The sequence below is a fragment of the Acinetobacter sp. NIPH 542 genome, from assembly GCF_000369825.1.
Taxonomy (GTDB): Bacteria; Pseudomonadota; Gammaproteobacteria; order Pseudomonadales; family Moraxellaceae; genus Acinetobacter; species Acinetobacter oleivorans.
The window spans coordinates 377,249-402,926 of record NZ_KB850205.1 but is presented as its reverse complement, the minus strand read 5'-3'; the positions used below and the strand labels follow the sequence as shown (position 1 = coordinate 402,926).

Genomic DNA, 25,678 nt, shown 5'->3' with positions numbered 1-25,678 from the left:
TATTTTCATCACTCCTTTATTATTTAAAATAAAGAAGAATAGATTGAGAAATGTTTATTGCTCATATTAAAAGATAAAATCCTGATCTAAAAACTGACATTTCCTGTTATTTTGCGCTATGCTGTGCAGCAATCTTTCATTTCAATTTTCGTTGTATAGCTTACGTCTATGACTATTTCTCACATTGACCCCGAATATCAAGCAAACACGATTGAACCATCAGTTCAACAAGATTGGGAAAATCGTAAAGTCTTTAAAGTTGCCGACACTGTCGAAGGTAAACATCGCTACATCCTGTCAATGTTTCCTTACCCAAGCGGCAAGCTGCATATGGGGCATGTGCGTAACTATACAATTGGCGATGTAATTAGCCGTTTTTACCGTTTAAAAGGTGAAACTGTATTACAACCTATGGGTTGGGATGCATTCGGTTTACCTGCTGAAAACGCAGCAATTGCCCATAAAGTTGCTCCGGCAAAATGGACATTTGAAAATATTGCTTACATGCGTGACCAATTAAAAAAATTAGGCCTATCTGTAGACTGGGATCGCGAATTCGCAACTTGTACACCAGAGTATTATCACTGGGAACAATGGTTATTTGTTCAGCTTTATAAAAAAGGCCTGATCTACCGTAAACTTTCAACAGTAAACTGGGATCCGGTTGACCAAACAGTTTTAGCAAACGAGCAAGTTGAAAATGGGCGTGGCTGGCGCTCAGGTGCATTGGTTGAAAAACGTGATATTCCAATGTACTACTTCCGTATTACGGATTATGCACAAGAATTATTAGACGATCTTGACACATTACAAGACGGCTGGCCTCAACAAGTGTTGACCATGCAACGTAACTGGATTGGTCGCTCTACTGGTATGGAAATTACTTTCCCATCTGCCAATACCGAAATTTATGCTGACGGCTTAACTGTTTACACAACACGTGCTGACACGCTTATGGGTGTGACATATGTTGCTGTTGCAGCAGAACACCCTCTCGCGCTTAAAGCTGCTGAAAACAACCCTGAATTGGCTGCATTTATTGAAGAGTGCCGCATGGGTTCAGTTGCAGAAGCGGACTTGGCAACAGCCGAGAAAAAAGGCATGGCAACAGGCTTGTTTGTAAAACATCCTGTAACTGGTGAAGAGCTTCCTGTCTGGATCGCAAACTACGTATTAATGTCTTATGGTTCTGGCGCAGTAATGGCTGTACCAGCGCATGACGAACGTGATTTTGAATTTGCTAACAAGTTCAACTTGTCAATTAAGCAAGTGATCGATGCCAAAGGCGCTGACGATGCAGACTACTCTGCAACTGAGTGGCAAGAATGGTACGGTTCTAAAGAAGGTAAACTTGTTAACTCTGGTGAGTTTGACGGTTTAGAATTCCAAGCTGCGTTTGACGCATTCCTTGCAAAATTAGAACCACAAGGTTTAGCAAACTCTAAAGTTCAATTCCGTTTACGTGACTGGGGTGTTTCTCGTCAACGTTACTGGGGTTGTCCAATTCCAATGATTAACTGTGATACTTGTGGTCAAGTCACAGTTCCAGAAGACCAGCTTCCAGTTGTATTACCAACAGACGTTGTTCCAGATGGTTCAGGTAATCCGCTGAACAAAATGCCTGAATTCTATGAAACTAAATGTCCTTGTTGTGGTGGCGATGCACGCCGTGAAACAGATACTTTAGATACCTTCGTAGAGTCATCTTGGTACTATGCACGCTATGCATCTCCAGACTTTACTGGTGGTATGGTTAAACCTGAAGCAGCTCAAAACTGGCTTCCTGTAAACCAATACATTGGTGGTGTTGAACACGCAATTCTTCACTTACTTTATGCACGTTTCTTCCACAAATTAATGCGTGATGAAGGCGTTGTACAAGGTAATGAGCCATTTACCAACTTGTTAACTCAAGGCATGGTACTTGCAGATACGTTCTATCGTGAAGCAGAAAATGGCAAGAAAACTTGGTTCAACCCAGCTGATATTGAATTAGAACGTGATGAGAAAGGTCGTATTCTTTCTGCAAAATATTCAGGCGACGGCCAAGAAGTTGTGATCGGCGGACAAGAAAAAATGTCTAAGTCGAAAAATAACGGTATTGACCCACAAGCGATTATTGATCAATACGGCGCAGATACAGCTCGTGTATTCATGATGTTTGCTGCTCCACCAGATCAATCTTTAGAATGGTCTGATGCAGGTGTTGAAGGTGCAAACCGTTTCTTGAAACGTGTATGGCGCCTTGTAGCTGGCTTCCTTGAAAAAGGTAACTCAGCGTCTACAATCGATACAGCTAATTTATCTAAAGATGCTCAAGACTTACGTCGTAAAACACACGAAACTATTCAAAAAGTAAGTGATGATATTGAACGTCGTCATGCATTCAATACTGCGATTGCTGCTTTAATGGAGTTGTTAAACGCGAGCAACAAGTTTGAAGCAAAAGATGACAATGACATTGCTGTAGAACGTGAAGCAATCACAACACTATTAACTTTACTTGAACCGTTTGCACCGCATTTAAGCCAAACTTTATTGGCTCAATTTGGTACAGATGTTACGGCAGCAACATTCCCTGAAGTTGATGCTTCTGCGTTAACACGCAATACACAAACGATTGTTGTACAGGTTAATGGTAAACTTCGCGGTAAACTTGAAGTTTCTGTTGATATTTCTAAGGAAGATCTATTAGCTCAAGCTAAAGCTCTACCAGAAGTTCAACAATTCTTAACCGGACCAACAAAAAAAGAAATTGTGGTTCCAAATAAATTAGTTAACCTCGTGGTTTAATTAAAGTTATTAATGAGAGGATCAAGCATGCACTTAGCCAAACGTTTAGCCGCTGTTGTTTTAACCTTAGGCCTTAGTGCAGGCTTAGTCGGGTGTGGGTTTCATTTAAAAGGAACCAACCCGACTGCGACTCCGCTTGTTTATAAAAAGTTAAGCCTTGAGTTACCAGCTAAAACTGATGATTTGGAAACGCAGTTAAAAGTGTATTTAGCTGCTAATGGTGTTCAACTCAGCAATGATAATGATGCCTATGTACTTCGTGTTTTAGAGTACACACCACGTCGTCAGCTTTTAAATGGAAAACTAACTGAAGTATTATTACGTTTGACCGTAACCTTCCAGATTGAAGATCGTCAGGGTAATAAAATTACTGAGCCACGCTCATTAACTGCATCTCGTAGTTATCAATATGACTTGGCAACAGTCAACACTGAAAATCAGCAAGAAAGTTACTTACAACGCATTGTAATTGATGATATTGCACAGCAAATTACTCGTCAGATTTCAGCAAATCGCTTACCAAAAGCTCAGCCTTAATCTGTATTTTTACCAGCAATGAAAATTGATTATTTACAAGCCTTAAAACGTACTCCGGAAGCTCGGGGTGCGTGGATTTTGCATGGGCAAGAGCCTTTATTAGAACAAAATTTATTAGATGCTTTTCGAAAAAGCTGGCAACAACAAGAAGTTGAAAGACAGCGCTATGATATTAGTAGCGTAAGCGACTGGAAAAATGTTTTTAACGCACTTAATAGCTTATCGTTATTTTCTCAGCAGCTTGCTATTGAAGTACACGGCAATATAAAACCTGATGCGAATGGCTTAAAACAACTCAAAAGCTATATACAACATAATGAACATAACCTGCTATTAATTGTTTTACCCAAACAAGATAGTAGCAGCTTAAAATCTGCTTTTTTCCAAGTTGTTGAAGCAAATGGGGTTGTAGTTGCCCTCACGGCAAATTACCCACAAGATCGTCAAAGAATTTTATCTGCTGAAGCAGAGAAACTTGAAATTCAACTCGACAATGATGCTTGGCAGTGGCTAATGCAACATCATGAGCACAATTTGCTTGCAGCTAAAAATAGCTTGATGCGTGTACGAGACACATTTCCAGACCAACAACTCATTCAAATTGAACAATTATATGCGTGCCTACAAGATCAATCACGCTATACCACCTATGATTTAAGTGATGCATTATTAGAAGGCAACCTTGGCCAATCTATTAAGATTTTTCAATATTTAATTGCAGCAGGCGAACCAGACAGTCTGATTTTATGGACTTTAAGTAAAGAAATGCGCTTGTTAATGCAGTTGTTTGAACAGCCACATAATGCCTTACAGCTCGGTATCTGGAAAACAAAAGTCAGCTTATATCAACAAGCATTAAGAAGACTAAATCCACAACAGTTTCTAGGCTGGTCTACCCTTCTATTGCAAATCGATGCAGCAATTAAAGGAATGTCGAACGAAAATGCAGAACATTTAATGCAGCAAGCGATTGCTGAATTATGTGGAAAAACATTATTTATACAGTAATTCGGCTGTATCCTTTTTCTTCATTCCTGAAATATCATAAAAATTCACGTTTTATCCTCATTTCGCTTTTATACTAAATTAAATTTTAAACTTTTCGACCTCTCGCCATGCCAAAAATAAAGCCAATCAAACTTGTTATTATCATCGTCTGTATAGTCATTATTGCTCTTTTAGCCTGGAAGTTTTTCAAGCCAAAACAGCAACAGCCACAATATATTACTGCCGAGGTAACACGCGGGGATATTGAAAATAATGTACTTGCAACGGGTACACTTGATGCAACCAAACTGATTAGTGTCGGTGCACAGGTATCTGGTCAGGTTAAAAAGATGTATGTGCAACTTGGCGATCAGGTTAAGCAAGGTCAACTTATTGCACAGATTGATTCAACGACCCAAGAAAATAGTTTAAAAACCTCTGATGCAAATATTAAGAATTTAGAAGCACAGCGTCTTCAGCAAGTTGCTTCTTTGAATGAAAAACAACTTGAATACCGCCGTCAGCAACAAATGTATGCACAAGATGCAACACCACGTGCGGATTTAGAATCGGCTGAGGCAAGCTATAAAACAGCTCAGGCACAAATCAAAGCGTTAGATGCACAAATCGAATCGGCAAAAGTCACAAAATCTACGGCCCAAACCAATATTGGTTATACGCGTATTGTTGCTCCAACAGATGGTACAGTTGTTGCGATTGTGACCGAAGAAGGTCAAACAGTAAACGCCAATCAAAGTGCGCCAACAATTGTCAAAATTGCAAAACTACAAAACATGACGATCAAGGCACAGGTCAGTGAAGCTGACATTATGAAAGTTGAGAAAGGACAACAAGTTTATTTCACTACATTAGGTGAAGACACTAAGCGTTACGCAACTTTACGCCAGATTGAACCTGCCCCAGATTCTATTTCTAGCGAATCAACAAGTACGACAAGCTCAACAACGAGTTCAGCTGTTTACTATAATGCCTTATTCGATGTGCCAAATACCGATGGTAAATTGCGTATTGATATGACTGCACAAGTTTATATCGTATTAAACTCAGCTAAAAATGCCTTGCTCGTTCCATCATCAGCACTGAGCTCTAAACAATTTTCAGGTCAAAGAAAGTCAGGCCAATCATCTGATAAAGCAAGCTCTACACCTGAAGCTGCTAAAAAATCTCAAGGAAATGGAGCTCGTCTGGAGCGTCTTAACCTGACTGCTGAGCAAAAACAGCTAATTGAACAAGGTAAATTAACCTTAAGTGTTGTACGTGTATTACAAGCTGATGGCACAACTAAACCAACTCAAATTTTGGTTGGCATTAACAACCGTGTAAATGCACAAGTTCTTGCGGGCTTAAAACAAGGTGATCAAGTTGTCATTGCCGATAGTGCAGATACTTCTGCTGCATCAGCTAATAGTAGTAATAACCGTCGCCGTAGTGGCCCAATGGGAATGTAAGCATGACAAAACAAGCTTTGCTTGAAGTCAGCAATCTAGTCCGGGAATTCCCTGCTGGCGAAAGCACGATACAAATTTTAAAAGGCATTGACCTTACCATTTACGAAGGTGAACTGGTTGCCATTGTCGGTCAGTCTGGTTCTGGTAAGTCAACACTCATGAATATTTTGGGCTGTTTAGACCGTCCTACGAGTGGTAGTTACAAGGTTAGTGGGCAAGAGACAGGTAAACTCGAACCAGATCAACTCGCTCGACTACGCCGTGAATATTTTGGTTTTATTTTCCAGCGCTACCATTTACTGGGTGACTTATCCGCTGAGGGTAACGTTGAAGTTCCCGCAGTTTATGCAGGTGTTACCCCTTCTGAGCGTAAACAACGCGCAACGGCTTTACTGACCGAATTAGGTTTAGGTACTAAAACACTCAATAGACCAAGCCAGCTCTCTGGCGGTCAGCAGCAACGTGTTTCTATTGCCCGTGCCCTTATGAATGGCGGTGACGTTATTCTGGCAGATGAACCGACAGGGGCACTCGACTCTCATAGTGGTGTTGAGGTGATGCGTATTTTGCGTGAACTCAATGCCGCAGGTCACACTATTATTTTAGTCACCCACGATATGCAAGTTGCAAAAAATGCGACGCGTATTATCGAAATTAGTGACGGAGAAATTATTAGTGACCGTCCTAATGTTCCTGATCAAGCAGCTGAACCAGGCAATTCTGATCCAGATGCCGCTCCTGCTTTGCAAGGCAAACAGAAGAAAGGCAAAAGTATTTCCGCATGGCGTTCTACTTTAGATCGTTTGTCAGAAGCTTTTCAAATGGCTTTACTGTCGATGAATGCTCACCGCATGCGTACTTTTTTAACCATGCTTGGGATCATTATTGGTATTGCATCTGTTGTTACAGTGGTCGCGCTAGGTAAAGGTTCTCAACAACAAATTTTAAGCAATATTAGCAGTCTGGGAACAAATACGATTACGGTGTTTCAGGGCCGTGGTTTTGGTGATAACTCCAAAACTGCAAACTTTAAAACATTGGTTCCTGCCGATGCTGATGCGTTAATGACTCAACCTTATGTCAGTGCAGTCAGCCCAATCGTCAGTACATCCAAAACCATGCGTTACCAGCAGAATGAAGCAAACGCGACCATTAATGGTGTGAGTAACGATTATTTTGATGTTAAAGGTTTGGTCTTTAAAGATGGGCAAACTTTTGACCAACGTAGTGTGCGTGATCGTTCACAAGATGTTGTAATCGATACTAATACGCAAAAACAATTCTTTGGAGATGGTAGTAATCCAATTGGCCAAGTCGTACTGCTCGGTAGTGTACCAGCACGTATTATCGGGATTGTAGAACCGCAGACAAGCGGCATGGGTTCAGATGATACTTTAAATGTCTATATGCCTTATACAACCGTAATGAGCCGTATGTTGGGTCAGTCTAATGTACGTAATATCGTTGTTCGTATTAATGACAAATATTCAACTGCTGCCGCAGAAAATGCGATTGTAAACCTATTAACTCAGCGCCATGGTGCACAAGATATTTTCACCATGAACAGTGACAGTATCCGTCAAACCATTGAGAAAACAACCAGCACAATGACGCTTCTGGTTTCAGCAATTGCCGTAATTTCACTGGTGGTTGGTGGTATCGGGGTGATGAACATTATGTTGGTTTCAGTGACTGAACGTACTCAGGAAATTGGCGTACGTATGGCCGTAGGTGCTCGTCAAAGTGATATTTTGCAGCAATTCCTGATTGAAGCAATTTTGGTGTGTTTAATTGGTGGTGTGCTTGGCGTCTTACTATCGCTTGGACTTGGACAACTCATTAATAAATTTGCTGGCGGTAACTTTAGCGTGGCTTATTCAAGCACTTCTATTATTGCAGCATTTGTCTGTTCAACCCTGATTGGTGTCGTATTCGGTTTCTTGCCTGCTAAGAATGCCGCGAAACTTGACCCTGTTGCCGCACTATCTCGAGAATAAGGAAAATTGCATGTCTTTCTCTATGACTAAACTCAGCACAGCACTTCTTCTCACAAGTTCTCTTGTAGGATGTGCAGCTGTAGTAAAAACACCTTATGAAACGCCTGCAGTACAAGTTCCGGGTAGCTTTCAATATGACACAGCAAAAGCAAAAAACATGTCTGCCGATCAATACTCTGATCGTTGGTGGACGCTTTTCAATGATGCTCAGCTTAATCAGCTCGTAAGCAATGTATTAGAGCGTAACAGTGATTTAGCAGTTGCCGGAATTGCCTTAAAGCAAGCCCGTCTACAAGCAGATCTAACTGCAAACCAACAAGGGCTTCGTGTTACAAACACGGGAATCTCAACAGGCCATTCTTTCGATTTAAATTCTGGAGATGATAATTCTAGCGGATTATCAGTTAAAGGAGGCGTAAGCTATGAGCTTGACTTGTTTGGCAAGCTTGCACGCCAAACTGAGGCAAGTAAATGGGAAGCCTTAGCGACCGAACAAGACTTACAAGCCACTGGGCAAAGTTTAATTGCAACCACTGCAAAACTCTATTGGCAACTCGGTTATTTAAATGAGCGCTACACAACTGCCCAACAAAGTCTTGCAACATCACAAAAGCTTTATGACTTGGTACAGATTCAATATAAAGCTGGCGCTGTTTCAGGTGTAGATCTGACTCAAGCAGAACAATCGGTACAAAGCCAGAAAGCGAGTTTAAGCCAGATTGAACAACAACGTGTTGAAACACGCACGGCTATTGCAGTGCTATTGCATGAGCCATTGCAACAATTAAACATTCAAGAGCCAAAGCGTTTACCACGCACTGCTCTACCTGCAATTGGTGCTGGTTTACCTGCCGATATTTTATCGCGCCGCCCTGATTTGCAAGCGAGTGAGTTACGTTTAAGAAAAGCATTAGCGACTAAAGATGCTACTAAGGCGAGCTACTATCCATCGATTAGCTTAACGAGTAGTTTGGGCTCAAGCAGCACATCGTTAACGGAGTTATTACGTAACCCTGCTCTGACACTTGGGGCGAGTTTGAGCTTACCATTTTTGCAATATAACGATATGAAGAAAGATATCGCGATTAGCAATCTAGATTATGAAAAAACGATTATTCAATATCGTCAAACGCTTTATCAGGCTTTTGCTGATGTAGAAAATGCTTTATCGAGTCGTACCGAACTCGACAAACAAGTAGCGTTACAGGAGCGCAATGTTGAACTTGCAGAAAAAACTGAACGTTTAACCGAAGTCCGTTACCGTTATGGTGCTGTCGCATTAAAAACACTTCTCGATGCTCAGCAAACCACACGTACTGCAAGGTTAAGCCTCGTTGAAACCAAGCAAAGCCAATACAACGCGTATGTCACTCTCATGCAAGCTTTAGGTGGTTCACCTGTAAAAGAACTTCCTCAGTAACTTGTACCAATTAAAAAAGCCGTAGTCCTTCAACTACGGCTTTTTTAATGGCTAAATAAGTTTTAAAACTTATTCATCATCCATCATAGATTGGCTCATACCTACAGTATTGAAACCAGCATCTACATATAGAATTTCACCAGTAATACCAGAAGCCCAAGGTGAGCATAGGAACAACGCTGCATTACCTACTTCTTCAATCGTTACATTACGTTTTAACGGTGCAACTTTTTCATTAGCATCTAACATTTTACGGAAAGACTTAATACCAGAAGCAGCTAAAGTACGGATTGGACCCGCAGAAATCGCGTTTACACGAATACCATCAACACCCAAGCTTGATGCTAAGTAGCGAACACCCGCTTCTAAAGAAGCTTTTGCCATACCCATTACGTTGTAGTTAGGCATAACGCGCTCAGAACCTTGGTAAGTCAAAGTCAATAAACAGCCTTGACGAGCTTGTAATAAAGGTTTTGCAGCACGAGCCATTGCAATAAAGCTGTATGCACTGATGTCATGAGCAACTTTAAAACCGTCACGGTCAGTTACGTCAGTGAAGTCACCATCAAGCGTGTGTGCAGGTGCAAAGCCAATTGAGTGCACAACACCATCTACACCGTCCCAATGTTTTGCAAGTTCTGCAAATGCATTATCAATTTCAGCATCAACAGCAACATCACATGGAAACACAAGCTTAGAACCGAATTGCTCAGCAAATTCATCCACACGTTTTTTTAATTTTTCGTTTGGATAAGTAAACGCAAGCTCTGCACCTTCACGGTGTAATGCTTGTGCAATACCAAAAGCAATTGATAATTTACTAGCAACGCCTGCAATCAAAAAGCGCTTACCTGCTAAAAGTCCTTGTGTCATGCCGATCTCACTCAAAACAATTTCAAGCATAATGCCAATATTCAGCGGTTTTCGAAATTGCATAATGCATCTTTTTTCAAAAATCGCACGAAAAAAAATCGCTCCTGATAAGGAGCGACTTCTCGATGAATTCAATCTTAGTCGTCAGACAATAAGCCAAGTAAGCGTAAGAAAGAAATATACATCCACACTAAAGTTGCAAGTAATGCGATACCACACAACCATTCCATGAATTTTGGTGCACGATATGCTGCGTTAGTTTCGATTAAATCAAAATCTAAAATCAGGTTAAGTGAAGCAATCACTGCAACAAATGCAGCAAAGCCAATGCCTAACCAGTTACTTTCAAAAATATAAGGAACACTTGAACCAAATGCTAAACGCATGACCATCTGCACGATAAATACAATAAAGATCGCCAAAGATGCAGAAATTACAACTGACTTGAACTTTTCAGTTGCGCGAATAATTTGGAATTTATATAGACCAAACATCACCAAAGTGGTGACGAAAGTTGCTAATAAAGCTTGAAGAGGAACACCTGGGTATTTCAACTGGAAAGTAAAAGAAATACCACCTAAAAAAGCCCCTTCAAATAAGGCATACGGAATTGCCAATGTTGGCGCGGTCGTTGGTTTAAACGTTGTAATTAAAGCTAAAACCAAGCCACCAATTGCACCCACAATTGAAGCCGAGTAAGCAATGCCAACATTTGCAGTAAAGGCTGCATAGAAAAATAAAGCGACACCCACCGCAGCAGCAATAACTGTCAACATTACAGATTTTTGAATCGCACCTTGCACAGTCATCGGTTGACTATAGTCACTGACCGTTTCAACACGGGTCAGTATCGGGTTATTACTTTGCATAAATGCTCTCTTTTTATAATAAAAATTTAAAACATCATTTTAAGCAAAATGAATATGAAAGCCAAATCAGGCGATCGGCATTATTGTAACAATCCCCTTTAAACAATAAAAAAGGAGGCAATAGCCTCCCTTTCATATCACTCGGGCAAAGTCATTAATCTTTACCGTCAGTGTTCATAATAAAGAAGTATTCACGGTAATATTTCAACTCGGAAATCGAGTCACGAATATCATCCATTGCTAAATGCGATGCATTCTTTTTCAGACCACTCATGATTTCAGGGCGCCAGCGTTTTGAAAGTTCTTTTACCGTAGATACATCAAGATTACGATAGTGGAAATACTGCTCTAGTTCAGGCATAAGACGATGTAAGAAACGGCGATCCTGACAGATCGAGTTACCACACATCGGTGAAACTTTTGGATTCACCCATTTTTTTAGGAATTCTAAAGTTTGTAACTCAGCATCACGAGCTGTTAATTTGCTGCGACGAACTCGTTCAATCAGACCAGACTGCCCATGTTGGCGGGTATTCCACTCATCCATTGCATTTAAAATACGGTCAGGCTGGTGAACGGCTAAAACCGGACCTTCGGCAAGTACATTTAAATGATCATCTGTAATAATTGTTGCGATTTCAATAATTTGGTCATTATCGGTATCTAATCCGGTCATTTCCAGATCAATCCAAATTAATCGTGTATTTAAAGTACTGCTCATGTATGTACGTTCTAAAATGCCGTAAAAACATCAATAGTAGCAAATTTCTTGCATCTGCGCTGTAATTCTATAGCCGCTTCATGCTATTTTTGCCATCTTCAAACAGTGGTTTTTTTGGGATATGAATGGCTTTAATTCGTAAGCGTCGTTTAACTGAACAACAGCAACGTCGTATTGAAAAACAGCACAAAACTCGCCAAGAAGAGGCCGATACTTCACAAGATCTGGACGGACTCGTTGTACAACATTATGGCCGCCAACTTGAAGTACAAGCACTCTCTGTACCTGAGCATCACCCAGAAAAACCTCAAGTTGCCGAAGGAGAGCCAGAACCTTTCTGGAAACCTATCGAGCTCAAAAGCGTATGGCGCTGTCATACCCGAACAAACTTAGAATTACTTGTGACTGGTGACCGAGTTAAATGGCAAGCTGACCCAAACACGGGGTTAGGCATTATTACAGCCATTCACCCTCGTACCTCTTTACTTACCCGTCCAGACCGTTATCACAAAGTTAAACCTGTGGCAGCAAATATCAGTTTGATTGTGATTGTCTTTTCACCGCTTCCTGAACCTGCACCAACGTTAATTGACCGTTATTTAGTTGCTTGTGCAGATGCTAATATTCCTGCTCTTTTAGTCCTCAATAAATCTGATTTGTTAACCGAAAATGATCCAATTCTCACACTATTAGAAGAATATAAAACTTTGGGTTATGAAGTGATGATTTGTCAGTCTAAAAAGGGTGATATCTCTGCTTTATCTGAACGTTTAGATGGCGAAACAGTAGCATTCGTTGGCCAATCGGGTGTAGGAAAAAGTTCTTTAATTAATGTGCTCATTCCAGAAGCAGAGCAAAAAACAAATATTATTTCTGAAAACTCTGCACTTGGTCAGCACACAACAACTTCTACACGTTTAATGAATTTCGGTAAAAATGGCGCGTTAATCGACTCACCGGGAATTCGTGAATTTGGGCTTTGGCATCTTGATTTAGAAAAAATTCGTATGGGCTTTCCAGAAATTGAAGCACATTTGGGTTCTTGCCAATTCCGTAACTGTACCCATACTCATGAAAAGAACTGTGGGTTAAAACACGCTGTAGAATCTGGTGAAATTTTACCACGGCGCCTAGATAGCTTTTTGCGTTTAAATGATGAGATTCAAGAAGCACAGCAAAAAAACTAATTTTCTGTCCGCTTTGCCCTTGAAGTGGTGATTTTGATCACCATCTATATACGCTATACTCTAGGTCAATTTTGTTTTTAATTTTTTTTAGGTGACTTGTGGAACGCTGGTTAGAGTTTATGGGGAATCACCCCATTTTGTTTGGTACGCTCGGAGTCTTGGTCGTGTTGTTCTTCATTTTTGAAGGTCAACGTAACGGTCGTAAAATTTCACCACAGTCGCTTGGTATTTTAGTGAAAGCGAAAAATGCCATACTCATCGACTTGCGCGATAGTAAAGACTTCCGTGAAGGTCATATTAGTGGTAGCCGCAATATTCCTTTCAGCCAAATTGCAAGTCATGCTGATGAATTAAAAGCAAGTGACCGTCCATTAGTATTTATTTGCAACCTCGGGCAAGTCGCTGGTAGTGCTTTGCAAAAAGTTGCTCACCATGACAGCTATCGACTCGATGGTGGCATTAGTAACTGGAAAGCACAAGGCTTACCTCTTGTAAAAAGCAAACCGAAAGCTTAAGGAGAATTATTATGGCTGCAAATGTCATTGTTTACTCAACTTCTGTATGCCCGTATTGTGTTCGTGCTAAACAGTTACTTGAGCGTAAAGGTGTTGCTTACAAAGAAGTAAATCTTTCTGTTGAAGCACCGGAAGTACGTGTTGAATTAATGCAACGCACTAATCATCGTACTGTCCCACAAATTTTTATTAACGATCAGTTTATTGGTGGTTTTGACCAACTTTATGCTTTAGAGCGTGAAGGTAAACTCGACGAATTATTGGCTTAATCTCGCATCCATATTAAGGAAAAAACAATGAGCGAAGAACAACAAGTTCAACCACAATTAGCTTTAGAGCGTATTTATACAAAAGATATTTCTTTTGAGGTTCCTGGGGCACAAGTTTTTACTAAACAATGGCAACCTGAACTCAATATCAATCTTTCTTCTGCTGCAGAAAAAATTGATCCAACTCATTTTGAAGTTTCTTTAAAAGTTGTGGTACAAGCCGATAACGACAACGAAACAGCGTTCATTGTAGATATCACTCAATCAGGTATTTTCTTGATTGATAACATCGAAGAAGATCGCTTACCGTATATTTTAGGCGCGTATTGCCCAAATATTTTGTTCCCGTTCTTACGTGAAGCGGTAAATGATTTAGTGACTAAAGGTAGCTTCCCACAGTTACTTCTTACACCAATCAACTTTGATGCAGAGTTCGAAGCAAATATGCAACGTGCTCAAGCTGTTGAAGGTCAAGCTTAATTTTCTAGCTTTTCCTTTAGTAAAAAACCGCGTTTATCGCGGTTTTTTTATGTCTGCTATTTCACTTATTAAGAATCAAGTGAATGAAGCTGAATAGTTGGAAACTGAAAACCGCGGCAAGATAATTCTGAGCGCCATGCCACTGTTAGCATCATATTGCCTAAAACAAAATTTTGATAAGCAAATGTCCCAATAAGTGGATGAGAACATATTCCGCCACGGTCTGTAGGATGTGCTTGAGTATTTAAAGTATTTAAATCTAAACGGATACCAAGACCCGAAGCTTTTAGAACAGCCTCTTTAGTCGTCCAGACTTTAAACCAATATTCTCTATCTTGTTCTAGACTTTGCCATGTTGCATATTCATCGGGATGAAATGCATGCTGAGCTAGAGCTTCCAAACGTACTTTACGGTCTAACTCTTCAACATCGACACCGATATCTTTAACATGCGGGCTCATTGCTAAAGCATAATACTGTTGGCTATGAGAGTGATTGAAATCTAAATCGTGATTCAATAAATATGGCTTGCCATGCTCATGCTTTGCAAACGCTAAATCCGTTATTGTAATTTGTAATTTCTGTGCTATCAGCTCGTTTCTAATGTTATGTATTTGCTGTTTTTTATAATGATTAAATGTACGAAAGTCAGGAAAATCTTGTTTAGATTTTAAAAGAAGCTGGGACAATGTCTGTGTGTAGACTTCAATATTACGCTTAGACATTATCCCGACCTTATTTTAAATTAATTAGAATTTAACCACGTCGCCTTTTAAGGTAACCCCCGCCATCATGGTGCCTTTATAGCAATCGTAAGTTGTCGTACTTGTGGTTTCATTGGCTTTAAAATAGCTCACAATATTGATAACTGCGTTTGCACCTTGTGCTTTAGCATTGTTTTGCATTTGGATGAGTGCTGAACGTAAAACCCAATCACAAGACGTTGCTGCTGACTTACCAAAACCATTGGTTTTTTTATTGGTTACTGCATCTTTTTGAATAATCTTACCGCCAGACTTTGTACCCTTTAAATAAAACTTTACTGAACCATCTAAAGTGCCATCTGCAACTGCACGGTCTACAGCTTCTTTAAAATTCAACTGATGTACTTCATCTCCAGCCTGAACAGTGGCAGTAAAACCCGCACTTAGCATTGCTACAAATAAAAGTTTTTTATTTAACATTGTTGTGTTCCTTATTGTTTAACACGTTTAAAAATAAGCGAAGTATTAATTCCGCCAAAAGCAAAGTTATTGCTCATAATAATGTCAGCATCCAGAGTTCTTGGCTGCTGAACGATATAATCCAGATCGCCGCACAGTGGATCGACTTCATCTAGATTTAAAGTTGGAATAAAGCGACTACGGTTCATCATTTCAATGCTCAGCCAAGCTTCAATAGCCCCACACGCCCCCAGCGTATGTCCAAAGTAGCTTTTTAAAGAGCTGATCGGTTTACGTCCTAAAACTGTTGCTGTCGCCTGACTTTCTGCTACATCGCCCTGATCAGTTGAGGTGCCATGCGCATTTACATAAGCAATGTCTTTAGCTTCTACAGATGCATCTTTAAGTGCCAATTGCATACAGCGACCCATCATTTCTGCCTCGGGGCGAGTGACATGTTGACCATCAGTATTGCTACCGTAGCCAATCACTTCTGCATAGATATGGGCACCTCGAGCTTTGGCATGTTCGTATTCTTCTAAAATTAAGCAGCCCGCCCCTTCACCAATCACCAATCCATCTCGCTTAGCATCAAATGGTCGTGGTGTTTTTTCTGGTTGGTCATTCATTCCACTGGTCGCGAACAATACATCAAAAACCGCAGCACCTGCTGCACTGAGTTCTTCTGCACCACCAGCAATCATGACCTTTTGTTTGCCATATTTAATCGCTTCATAGGCTTGCCCAATGGCCATAGAACCAGAGGTACATGCACTTGATGTCGGTAAAGTTAACCCTTTTAGACCAAAATACACGGTCATGTTCACCGCACTTGTATGGGCCATCATGCGGATATAGGTTGTTGCATTGATCTTACTCATGCTCTGATGAAGCAACATGCTTGCAAACTCACCCACGGCCTCTACGCTACCCGCAGAAGAACCAAAGGCAACACCCGCTTCACCACTAGACAAAATTTCGTGCCCAAGCAAGCCAGCATTTTGCAAAGCAGTTTCGGCACAAACCACAGACATGAGTGCAACACGGCCCATACCACGGGTGACTTTACGGTTAAAATGTTTTGGAACATGAAATGTTTCAACAGGTCCAGCAAGCTTAGTCCGAAGGTCAACATACTGTTCCCATTCCGGCATGTAACGAATACCACTTTTGGCGGCTTCAAATTGGGCAAAAATCTCATCAGAGGTTTCACCTAAAGAGGTAATTCCAGCCATTCCTGTCACAACAACACGTTTCATCAGATGAGCCCCCCATTCACAGAAATAACCTGTCGGGTCACATAAGAAGCTTCATCGGAACACAAGAATTTCACCACGCTAGCAACTTCATCGACTTGTCCCATGCGTTGTAACGGAATCATTTTAAGTGCATGTTCTTTGACTTCGTCTGTCACCATTTCAGTTTCGATCAACCCTGGCGCAACACAGTTCGCAGTAATTTTTCGCTTCGCTAATTCGAGGGCCAAAGCCTTGGTCGCACCAATCAATCCTGCTTTTGCAGCACTATAGTTAACCTGACCACGGTTACCCATAATCCCAGAAACCGAAGATAAGGTGACGATACGGCCACCTTTACGTAAATGAATCATTGGCATAACTAATGGTTTTAATACGTTATAAAAACCGTCTAGGGACGTTGAAATAACTTCGTCCCAATCTTGATCGGTGAGTGCAGGAAAAGCTCCATCATGAGTAAGACCTGCATTCAATACAACGCCATAGAATCCGCCATGCTGCTCTACATCTTGTTCTAAAATCTGTTGAACAGTTTGGCGTTCATTTACATCAAACATTAGATAATGGCTATTTTTTCCTAACGCTTGAATCTCTTGTACGACTTGCTCAGCCTCTGCCTGACGCGAACGTGCATGTACAGTCACATCAAAACCAGCCTTTGCTAGTTGTAATGCAATCGCTTTCCCAATTCCTCGACTTGAACCTGTTACTAAAATTCGTCTTGTCACAATGTATTCCTAATTCTTTGTGGTTATTCAAATGGTGATTCTGTTGGTTCAAATACACTTAACGTTGCCTGAATGCAGTGCTCAGCATATTGAATTTCACAGGAAAATTGCCCAAGTCCTTCATGAAAATATTGTTGTTCTATTTGAATGATCAATCGAGAACCCAAGGCGAAATAAGGGATCGGTAAATTTAACTTACGCGTTCCCAATAAAAAACCGACTTTTGGCGCTTGTTTTGACTGCTGACCTTGCCAGCCTGAATAAGCACTAATCGTTTGTGCCATAATTTCAATGCTTGCCCATGTCGGCAAACCTTCTGCTTCACAAAACATAAGCTCTGGCGTAATCGTAAGTTCTGCTTGCGCCCGCCCTTCTGCAACCTCAGTTAAATGGTCAATAAATACCATCGGTTGCTCATGAGGAATATATTGAATTGCATCTAGTTTCACTAGGGCTTCACTCCAAAAACAAGACTAATATTACTTCCCCCAAAAGCGAAAGAATTACTCATGACATAGCGGATGGGCTGTTTTAGTTCGGCATTTTGCACATAGTTTTGGTCAGCCAAATCTGGATCAATCTCAACACTTTGATGTAAAGGCAACCAATTTTGATCTTTTAAAACTTGCTCACAAATAAAAGCCTCTATGGCACCCGCTGCACCAAGACAATGTCCAGTTTTATGTTTTGTACTACTTAAAGCAACTTGGTAATCGCCAAAAATTTGCCTTACAGCCTTAATTTCCATTGCATCATTTTGTGGAGTTGCTGTTCCATGCAAATTGATATAACCCACCTCTTGAGCTGAAATACGTGCCATATCTAATGCACGTTGCATAGCTAAAGCAGCACCTTTGCCTTCAGGATGCGGGGCCGAAATGTGCCATGCATCCATAGATTCACCCGCCCCCATTAACATGACAGGTGCTTGTTCTTTACTTAGTACAAAAAACGCAGCGGCTTCACCAATATTAATACCATCACGGTTTAGACCGCAGGGTTGGCAAATATGTTCAGATAAACTTTCTAGGCTATTAAACCCATTTAGAGTCAACTTACACAAGGTATCGACGCCACCGACTAGCACAACATCGGCTAAATCTGCGTGAAGTAATCTCTGCCCTGCGGCTAATGCTTTAGCGCTTGAAGAACAAGCTGTTGAAATCGTATAGGCTGGCCCTTCCCATCCTAAGTACTGCTGCAATGCTTTCGCTAAACAACTCATTTCTTGGGGATAATGAGATATCGATAGATCGGTTTGCCCTTGAAAATATTGCTTAAGCAATAATTCATTATCTGCAATACCAGAAGTCGATGTGCCCACCACAATGGCCAAACGTTTATTTTCAAAGGATGCTGTATAAGCTTTTAACTCTATTTCGATTTCAGATAATGCGGTTAAGGCAAAACGTAGATTACGTGAATCTACAGACTGTAAAGTATCGGGTACGCTCGAACATAATGGATGCGTATATTGTCCCACCCAAACATCACGATCAACGATTAAATCATCTCGCAAACTCAAGGTTTGCTGCGGCTGTTGTAATACCTGTTTAATTTGATTAAGTTCACAGCCTAATGCAGATAAACCAACACTAAATTTTATGCCTACTGCCATTGGAGCTGCATTTGCTGAAGGTAGATGTTTCATGGCGTAGGACTTTCTTCTGTCTGTAAAGTGTTCTCAATCGAACTCAGCGTCATGGTATAAGGGACTTGTTCATTAATCAATTCAATGCTTCCTTGCCCTTGTTTAACCTGCAACACAGGCTGCTTTTCAATATAAACAACCTGCTTGTCTGCTTGTTGTTTCATCTCTACAGCTTGCTGCCCTAAATGCGAAAACTGAGGGTATGTTGCAAACAAAAGGTCACGCACCACAAACTCAAAAGGCAATAAACGCATTTGATCAATACACTGTTCAACATGAACCCGATGCCCATCAAACTGTAACTTAAATAATTGCTGGCCTGTTAGGCTCAAAGCGACCATATCCAGTACAGCGCCCTTTTGCTGTTGATATAACAAGAAGCTAAAACTTTGCTGCTTCCACTGGACCTCAACCTGATCTTGTCTTTGATAAGTCTGAGCCAGCCATAGAGGACTTTGCAGCCCTTTAGCATGTGGCATGACCTGACAACCATTTAAAAATATCAAACTACTGAGTAATATCGTTGCCCATTTGCGTTGCATGGTTATCCCTCAAGTACCTGTTCTTGCGCCAAGCCTTCACGACAATATTCTGCCAAGGTGCTGAGCCTACGTTTAGCATTTTTATGGATTGGATTTTTTTCATCCCACGCATAACCAGCCAATAATGAAGAAATCATACGGCGAATACCTTCATTCTGATTTTTCGAGAACACCACATCTTGGAACTCGCCTTCGTACCATGATTCAACATAGGCACGAAACACCTGAATGCCGCGGCGTAATGGTTTTTCATATTCTTCTAACCAGTCGACTTGCTCACCTTGTAAAACTCGTTCAACTAAAGGAACCGCCAAACTTGAAGATTTAAGAGCAATCGTCACACCTGATGAAAAGACTGGATCAAGAAACTCACCCGCATTACCTAATAGCGCATAGTTGCGGTCTGCCAAGTGTTTTACATTCGCTGAGTAGCCCACCAAAGTACGCACAGGTGTATCAAACTTTGCATGGCGCAAGACATGTGACAAGCTTGGCTCATCAGCCAAAATACGTTTGAACATTGCCTCTGGTTCATTATCTTCAGCATTTTCGACCGTGTATTTGTCAAAAAAGTCTTGTTCTGCAACGATACCAAAAGAAGCCCGTCCATCTGCAAATGGAATCAGCCAATACCATGCGCGATGATCTTTTTCATGCACCGTAATTAAAATTTTATTACGATCAAATTCAGGATCATCGGTAATACCATCTTCAATATGGGTAAACAGCGCACGTCGTACCGGAAAATTTGATGGACTTTCTAGATCTAATAACTTTGGCAAAATTCGCCCAAAGCCACTCGCATCTAATAAGAATTTAGTTTGAATCTGATAACGCTGTTGTTCTTCATCAATTACTGTAAGTACAGGCTGTTCAGATGCAACATCAACATCTAAGACTTCATGTCCAAAGCGTATGTCTGCGCCATAAACTTGAGCCTGTTTTGCTAATAAATTGTCAAAATCTGCACGGCGAACTTGCCAAGTTGTCCCCGGACCATCCGTAAATTTTTCTGTAAAGTCATAAAAGCTACGCTGTTTGCCACGTAGAAAAGCCGCCCCATTTTTAAATTGAAAAGCATATTGCTCAACATGCTCACGGACTGTCTCCAATAAGCCAGCTTCTTCTAAAAATGCCATAGATTGAGGTAACAATGACTCACCAATCGAAAAACGGGGGAAATGCTGTTTTTCAATGACCGTAACGGTATAACCTTTTTTCCGAAGAAGTGCAGCAGCAGAACTCCCTGATGGCCCAGCCCCAATAATCACGACGTCAATTTTTTCTATAGTGCTCATAGCACAACTTCCTTTTTAATTTATTCAAATTATGAATGGTCTTGTAAATTCACGATATGTTTTTCATCTGCGGGAGTTAACAAAGTCGCATAGATAAACGAGAAAATAACCCCGAATAAAACCGTTAAACCAAAACAATGAATTGCATAAGTATGGCTAAATGAAAGTAATCCGAAGCCAAGTAAGGTCGACATCATACATAAAAACAATGCCATTCCAACTACTTGCGGGTGATCATGTCCATGTCGGTAGAAAATTGCATAGTCGACACCAATCCCAATAATCAGGAATGTCGCCATAATACTAAACAGGTTAATCTCGACACCTAACCATGCCTGAATAGCAAAAGTGCTCAGTAAAGCCAAACTGACTGGCAGAACCAATGGCACAATCGAACTTAGTCCATAAATAAGCGCTAAACCAACCGCCAGACCAATTAAGGCATAAATCAGAAGATGTTGAGCCTGCACTCGATGTTCAGCAAACATTTGCGACATTTCGGTAATCGGTTGCTGGAAATGTATGTGCTCATTCTGAAGCTGCTTCAACACGTCAGGTTGCTTCACCCCTGTCACCATGACTAATCGTTCATTAGCTTGAGGTTGTAAAAAAGCTAAAGGATGATCTTTAAATACAGAAAAATCTAATAACGGTTGTGTCACCAGTTGCTGTTGCCACTGTAAAACATCATTAAGATTTAGCCCCATGCTTTGTGCATATTGCTGCAAAGTCACTTTTGGAATATTTCTTAATAATTGTAGATTATTTTGCTGCTCTGCCAATGGTGGAATCCATTGTCCCAAAGCTTGAAATGCACTGATTTTCCCTTGTGACTGTAACTGTTGCAAATGTCCAATCAGTTGCTGCTCTTGTTGCTGCATTTCATTTGCCGATGCTGCACGCACCACAAAATAATCACTACTTTGTTGCTGGCCAAATTGCTCACGAACCGCTTGGTCTTGCTGTTTTAAGCTCGCGTCCATACCTTGTAAATTACGAATATCATCGTTACTTTTAAGATAGAAAAGACTCGCCGTACCTACTGCTAAAATGATTGCAATCAAGCTATAACGAACTTTGGCTCGTTGCTGAAACCATAAGCGTGCTTGTCCAATCCACGACAGTGCTTTTATTGCTGGCTTGGCATTGAGTGCAGGTAATCTTGGTAATAACAGTACACTACTAATCCACGCCGCAGTTAATCCTATAATTGAAAAGACTGCAATCTGCTTGAACCCAGGAAACGGAGTAAAACTCAAAAAGATATACGCAACCAATGTGGTCATTAAGCCCATAAACAAACTTGGTAATAGCGGTTTTAAAATTTGAAAACCACCAAGCTTTCTATGCTGCGATTGCATCGCCATAAAATAAAATGAAAAATCGACACAGACACCAATCAGACTCGCACCAAAGACCAATGTCATCAGGTGAATTTCACCAAACACCCAATGTGTGACTGCAAACGCCACAAAGCTTCCAGTCGAAACTGCAATAAACTCGGTCGCCAAAGGTCTCAATGAGCGAAAGCCGAACCAAACCAGAAAAATTAAGCCCAGTGTCGAGCCAACACCAATGGTTGAGATTTCCTGTTTAGCCGATTGCGTCCCAAAATTTGAAAATAAAATAGTTCCAGTCCAATGAGATTTTAATCCCATTGCAGCTAAATTTTGCTTAGTTTGCTCAATCCAAGTAGAGGTCTGTTCTTGGTAATCAATATTGTATGGGCTTTGCGTCAACTGTAATACGAAAAGCCGAGAGATACCTTGCTCATGATGAATCGTGGCAAAGCCCTGCTCCATTTCAATATCTTGTTGCGACGGGGTTGCCAACTGCATGGCATAACGGGGGAACAATAATAGCGGGTCTTGCTTAAGTGATTCAGCAGTGACAGGCATGCCTGGACTCATCATCTGCATCAGACTTTGTTCAGTCAGCGCAGCATAATCCTTTTTTTGCACTAAGGCTTGATCTTGAGCACTCAACAAACCTGCGCGATGTTGATACAACTGTTTTGCAAATTGATCAAAATCAAGTTGTGGCTTCAGCGGTTGCCACAACTGGCTTTGCTTGGCCTGCGCTGTTAAGAAATGAGTCGCTTGTTGTATCGCAGCTTCATCTTTGGCATCTACCACCACAAATACTTTATTGTTGAGTTGCTCATTCATGTACTGCTGAGTACGTGCAAGTTCTGGGTCTTGCTGAACCTTAGGCAATAACGCAAAAATATTAGTTTGAATATGAATATCTTTATTCAGCCACGTCACGCCAAGCCCTACCGCAATCAGTAGCAGAGCGATTAACCAAAGCGCGGTGAACTTATTTTGCCAGTTGGAAAATCGCATGCTCAGCAGCCGTTAGAGTCGTCGGTTGAGAAGTCTGATGACTAAAGCGGATGGTCGTTAAATTATTCGCTTTCTCGGTAATCACGATTTGGTTAACGTACTGTTGACCTTGAGCATCAACACGCACAAATAACTTTTTAAACAAGCTACTTTTCGGAGTTAAGCTCATGCTCCAACCCGCTGGACTATAATTCGCACTTACCACATTAAAATTCTTTGCCAAAGCCTGTTCATTACCAGACATGAGCTGTAAGAATAAAGTCGCGACCGAACTATATGGCGATTGATCAACTTGTATTTGGCTAAATGTACGCTGAGTTTTCTGTACCAATTTGGTTGGGGTAACAATCAAATCTGCTTGTACAGGTCGTTTGATTTGCCAGGCTACACCATAAGATTTTGAGAACAACAAAGAGCCGTTCGATATAAAAGTTTTATTCAACGATGGCAATTTTTTTTGCTGTTCAAAATCAGCACGAACCGTAGGAGACTGTGACAATTGCTGAAAAATTTGAGTGATCTGTGTTGGCGCTGCATAGACCGCACTTAAACTGCTCATCCAAACAGCAGCACCTAAACCTAAAGTTTTGATGAATTGAGACATCACGTATTCCTCTTCGGTTGAAACTCAGACCATGCATTCAAGCGATCAAACAAAACCTGTGGCGATTGAAAACACATTTCACGAGCTTCAATATTCACCGCTACCTGTGTGGTATAACCCTTGGTTAAACGTTTTCCTGACTCAGCATCAAAAATCAAATAATCAATTTTCAAACGGTTTTCCCATTCTTTTAAAATGGCCCGAACCCGAATCTTTTGTTCAAACTCAATACCGTATGCATAGCGAACATGGCTTTCAATCACAGGCCATGCATAGCCTGATTCTTTCATCTGCATATAGTTGTAATGAAATTGATCGAGCAATTTACAGCGCGCAATCTCAAAATATTTTAAATAGTGTCCATGCCAAACCACATTCATGGTATCGACATCATGAAATGGAATTTCAATGATTACATCTGCATGCATTGGCTCACCTTATCCCATAAATTCTGGTTGATTAAACAGTTCAAGTTGGTCTAAACGATCAACAATCTGTTGTAATTCGGTTTGTAATGGTCGGTCTTCTTCGACAAATGCAAAGCTTTGTAAGGTCCATTGCATAAATGCCTGCAATGTTGGACTTAACTGTGTGGTGAGGCCTTTCAAGTGAATCGCCTGCACACTTGCACAGCACAGCGCTGCAATGACTTGCTGTGTTAAGGTAATTACTCGGCTCGCATCACGCGCAGCAATAGTTCCCATGCTAACTTTGTCTTGGTTATGACATTCGGTTGAACGTGAAAAAATTGAAGCTGCCAAAGTGTTTTTTAAGGCTTCAGCCGTCCACGCCGATACTCCGATTTGTACCGCTTTAAAACCATGATTCAGTGGCAAACGTTCAGCCGTTGCACCCGTTAAATTACGTGGTAAACCATGATTCATTTTATGATCGACTAGTTGTGCAATCTGTCTATCCATCAAGTCAGCAATATTGGCAATCATAATTTTTAAGCTATCCATTGCTTGTGCAATGTGTCCACCGTAAAAATGACCGCCATGCAACACACGCATACCGACTGGATCAATCAATGGATTGTCGTTACTTGAATTCAGTTCATTTTCAATAAACTGACGTAACCATACTTTTGAGTCTTCAAAAACACCAATGATGTGTGGTGCACAGCGCAACGAATAACGGTCTTGCAAGCGTGGACTTTGATGTGCTGTTTGTACTTCACTGTTCAGCCAGTCACGTAATTGCTTGGCAATTTGCTGCTGCCCCGGATGGGGCTTTTGTGCAAATAGTACTTCATCAAAATGACTAGGATTACCTTCCAAAGCCAATACATTTAGAGCAGTAATTAAAGTACTTGCAAGTGCAATTTGCTCTGCTTTTTTATAGTTCAAACAAGCAATCGCCGTCATCACCGCTGTGCCGTTCATGAGCGCCAAACCTTCTTTAGGTCTAAGCGTTAAAGGCAACATATTTTTTTCAGCATAGACTTGAGCAATAGGAACAATTTGCCCATCGACATAGACGTCACGTTCACCGACTAAAGTTCCCGCAATATAAGACAACGGTGTTAAGTCACCACTTGCCCCGACTGAACCTTCAGATGGAATGACTGGAATTACATTTTCATTCAGCAACCAAACCAAGCGCTCAAGTAGTGCTATCGACACGCCTGAATAACCGCGAGCCAATGAACATAAACGTGTCACAACTACTGCACGTGCAGTGATGACATCTAAATTTTCACCTAAACCACAACCATGAAAGCGTGAAAGATGCAGCGGTAGTTCATTAACCTGATGTAATGGCACTTCAACCAAACATGAGTCACCATAACCCGTGGTCACACCGTAGATAACCCCTTCTTCTTCAAGGAGCTGATCGAGAAAATCAGCACCTTTTTGAATCAGTTCACGCCACTCAGACGTTTCTGGTAAAGCAACCTGACATTCGCCTCTGGCTACAGAAACGACATCTTCAATACTCAGTGGTTGTTCACCTACGGTTAACACACGCATG

25 protein-coding genes are annotated in these 25,678 nt (G+C 41.0%); 10 read left to right on the top strand and 15 right to left on the bottom strand.

What is annotated here, in order from left to right; genetic code table 11:
- The first annotated feature begins 168 nt into the window (after nt 1-168).
- The 6 genes from leuS to F886_RS05220 all read left to right on the top strand — a co-directional run bounded on the left by leuS (nt 169) and on the right by F886_RS05220 (nt 9,203).
- Nucleotides 169-2,793 carry a leucine--tRNA ligase gene (gene leuS / locus F886_RS05245; RefSeq protein ID WP_005302318.1) on the top strand — a complete coding sequence of 875 codons (2,625 nt, stop codon included), beginning with the start codon at nt 169-171 and terminating at the stop codon, nt 2,791-2,793.
- A 27-nt stretch (nt 2,794-2,820) separates the two neighbouring features.
- Nucleotides 2,821-3,330, top strand: a complete 510-nt coding sequence (gene lptE / locus F886_RS05240; protein ID WP_004794663.1) for an LPS-assembly lipoprotein LptE — start codon at nt 2,821-2,823, stop codon at nt 3,328-3,330.
- A gap of 18 nt (nt 3,331-3,348) precedes the next feature.
- Nucleotides 3,349-4,338: a DNA polymerase III subunit delta gene (gene holA, locus F886_RS05235; RefSeq protein WP_004794664.1), complete on the top strand. Its 990-nt coding sequence runs from the start codon at nt 3,349-3,351 to the stop codon at nt 4,336-4,338.
- Between the two features lie 107 nt (nt 4,339-4,445).
- Entirely contained in the window at nt 4,446-5,786 is a 1,341-nt protein-coding gene (locus tag F886_RS05230) for a MacA family efflux pump subunit (RefSeq protein ID WP_004794665.1), read from the top strand.
- 2 nt (nt 5,787-5,788) lie between these two features.
- Complete coding sequence (locus F886_RS05225) at nt 5,789-7,783, top strand: MacB family efflux pump subunit (RefSeq protein ID WP_005302315.1); 1,995 nt, start codon at nt 5,789-5,791, stop codon at nt 7,781-7,783.
- A 22-nt stretch (nt 7,784-7,805) separates the two neighbouring features.
- Nucleotides 7,806-9,203 (top strand): efflux transporter outer membrane subunit, encoded by a 1,398-nt coding sequence (locus tag F886_RS05220; RefSeq protein ID WP_081402112.1) that lies wholly within the window; start codon nt 7,806-7,808, stop codon nt 9,201-9,203.
- A 69-nt stretch (nt 9,204-9,272) separates the two neighbouring features.
- Here F886_RS05220 and F886_RS05215 read toward each other — a convergent pair whose 3' ends face one another.
- From F886_RS05215 to orn, 3 genes are all read right to left on the bottom strand, one after another.
- Complete coding sequence (locus F886_RS05215) at nt 9,273-10,076, bottom strand: enoyl-ACP reductase FabI (RefSeq protein WP_023274323.1); 804 nt, start codon at nt 10,074-10,076, stop codon at nt 9,273-9,275.
- Nucleotides 10,077-10,213: 137 nt separating this feature from the next.
- Complete coding sequence (locus F886_RS05210; protein WP_005302309.1) at nt 10,214-10,945, bottom strand: Bax inhibitor-1/YccA family protein; 732 nt, start codon at nt 10,943-10,945, stop codon at nt 10,214-10,216.
- Between the two features lie 154 nt (nt 10,946-11,099).
- Nucleotides 11,100-11,666, bottom strand: a complete 567-nt coding sequence (gene orn, locus F886_RS05205) for an oligoribonuclease (RefSeq protein ID WP_005302306.1) — start codon at nt 11,664-11,666, stop codon at nt 11,100-11,102.
- A 125-nt stretch (nt 11,667-11,791) separates the two neighbouring features.
- Here orn and rsgA point away from each other — a divergent pair, with 125 nt between their 5' ends.
- The 4 genes from rsgA (at nt 11,792) to secB (ending at nt 14,117) form a co-directional block, all read left to right on the top strand.
- Nucleotides 11,792-12,853: a small ribosomal subunit biogenesis GTPase RsgA gene (gene rsgA, locus F886_RS05200; RefSeq protein ID WP_005302303.1), complete on the top strand. Its 1,062-nt coding sequence runs from the start codon at nt 11,792-11,794 to the stop codon at nt 12,851-12,853.
- A 98-nt stretch (nt 12,854-12,951) separates the two neighbouring features.
- Nucleotides 12,952-13,368: a rhodanese-like domain-containing protein gene (locus F886_RS05195; RefSeq protein WP_004794673.1), complete on the top strand. Its 417-nt coding sequence runs from the start codon at nt 12,952-12,954 to the stop codon at nt 13,366-13,368.
- Nucleotides 13,369-13,379: 11 nt separating this feature from the next.
- Nucleotides 13,380-13,637, top strand: coding sequence for a glutaredoxin 3 (gene grxC / locus F886_RS05190; protein ID WP_002114715.1), 258 nt, complete (start codon nt 13,380-13,382; stop codon nt 13,635-13,637).
- Nucleotides 13,638-13,664: 27 nt separating this feature from the next.
- Nucleotides 13,665-14,117, top strand: a complete 453-nt coding sequence (gene secB, locus F886_RS05185) for a protein-export chaperone SecB (RefSeq protein WP_003654925.1) — start codon at nt 13,665-13,667, stop codon at nt 14,115-14,117.
- 68 nt (nt 14,118-14,185) lie between these two features.
- Here secB and F886_RS05180 read toward each other — a convergent pair whose 3' ends face one another.
- Genes F886_RS05180 through F886_RS05125 form a run of 12 tightly spaced genes read right to left on the bottom strand, consistent with a single transcriptional unit; the run spans nt 14,186 to nt 25,677 of the window.
- Complete coding sequence (locus F886_RS05180; RefSeq protein ID WP_005302300.1) at nt 14,186-14,842, bottom strand: 4'-phosphopantetheinyl transferase family protein; 657 nt, start codon at nt 14,840-14,842, stop codon at nt 14,186-14,188.
- A 24-nt stretch (nt 14,843-14,866) separates the two neighbouring features.
- Nucleotides 14,867-15,301 (bottom strand): hypothetical protein, encoded by a 435-nt coding sequence (locus F886_RS05175; RefSeq protein ID WP_005302297.1) that lies wholly within the window; start codon nt 15,299-15,301, stop codon nt 14,867-14,869.
- An 11-nt stretch (nt 15,302-15,312) separates the two neighbouring features.
- Complete coding sequence (locus tag F886_RS05170) at nt 15,313-16,539, bottom strand: beta-ketoacyl-ACP synthase (RefSeq protein ID WP_005302294.1); 1,227 nt, start codon at nt 16,537-16,539, stop codon at nt 15,313-15,315.
- Nucleotides 16,539-17,264, bottom strand: coding sequence for a 3-ketoacyl-ACP reductase FabG2 (locus F886_RS05165; protein ID WP_005302292.1), 726 nt, complete (start codon nt 17,262-17,264; stop codon nt 16,539-16,541). Before F886_RS05165 ends, F886_RS05170 begins: the two co-directional genes overlap by 1 nt.
- 23 nt (nt 17,265-17,287) lie before the next feature.
- The gene (locus F886_RS05160) at nt 17,288-17,713 is read right to left on the bottom strand and encodes a hotdog family protein (protein ID WP_000762337.1); all 426 of its coding nucleotides are present in this window, start codon (nt 17,711-17,713) and stop codon (nt 17,288-17,290) included.
- A complete protein-coding gene (locus tag F886_RS05155) occupies nt 17,713-18,915 on the bottom strand; it encodes a beta-ketoacyl-[acyl-carrier-protein] synthase family protein (protein ID WP_005302288.1) in 1,203 nt (400 codons plus the stop codon). Before F886_RS05155 ends, F886_RS05160 begins: the two co-directional genes overlap by 1 nt.
- Nucleotides 18,912-19,457 (bottom strand): DUF3261 domain-containing protein, encoded by a 546-nt coding sequence (locus F886_RS05150; protein WP_005302286.1) that lies wholly within the window; start codon nt 19,455-19,457, stop codon nt 18,912-18,914. The genes F886_RS05155 and F886_RS05150 overlap by 4 nt, the downstream gene beginning before the upstream one ends.
- Nucleotides 19,458-19,459: 2 nt before the next feature.
- The gene (locus F886_RS05145; protein WP_005302283.1) at nt 19,460-20,755 is read right to left on the bottom strand and encodes an NAD(P)/FAD-dependent oxidoreductase; all 1,296 of its coding nucleotides are present in this window, start codon (nt 20,753-20,755) and stop codon (nt 19,460-19,462) included.
- A 29-nt stretch (nt 20,756-20,784) separates the two neighbouring features.
- Nucleotides 20,785-23,100: an MMPL family transporter gene (locus F886_RS05140; RefSeq protein WP_005302280.1), complete on the bottom strand. Its 2,316-nt coding sequence runs from the start codon at nt 23,098-23,100 to the stop codon at nt 20,785-20,787.
- Nucleotides 23,075-23,704 carry a LolA family protein gene (locus F886_RS05135; protein WP_005302277.1) on the bottom strand — a complete coding sequence of 210 codons (630 nt, stop codon included), beginning with the start codon at nt 23,702-23,704 and terminating at the stop codon, nt 23,075-23,077. Before F886_RS05135 ends, F886_RS05140 begins: the two co-directional genes overlap by 26 nt.
- Nucleotides 23,704-24,132, bottom strand: a complete 429-nt coding sequence (locus F886_RS05130; protein ID WP_003654902.1) for an acyl-CoA thioesterase — start codon at nt 24,130-24,132, stop codon at nt 23,704-23,706. Before F886_RS05130 ends, F886_RS05135 begins: the two co-directional genes overlap by 1 nt.
- A gap of 9 nt (nt 24,133-24,141) precedes the next feature.
- Nucleotides 24,142-25,677, bottom strand: a complete 1,536-nt coding sequence (locus F886_RS05125) for an HAL/PAL/TAL family ammonia-lyase (protein ID WP_005302274.1) — start codon at nt 25,675-25,677, stop codon at nt 24,142-24,144.
- Nucleotide 25,678 lies beyond the last annotated feature (1 nt).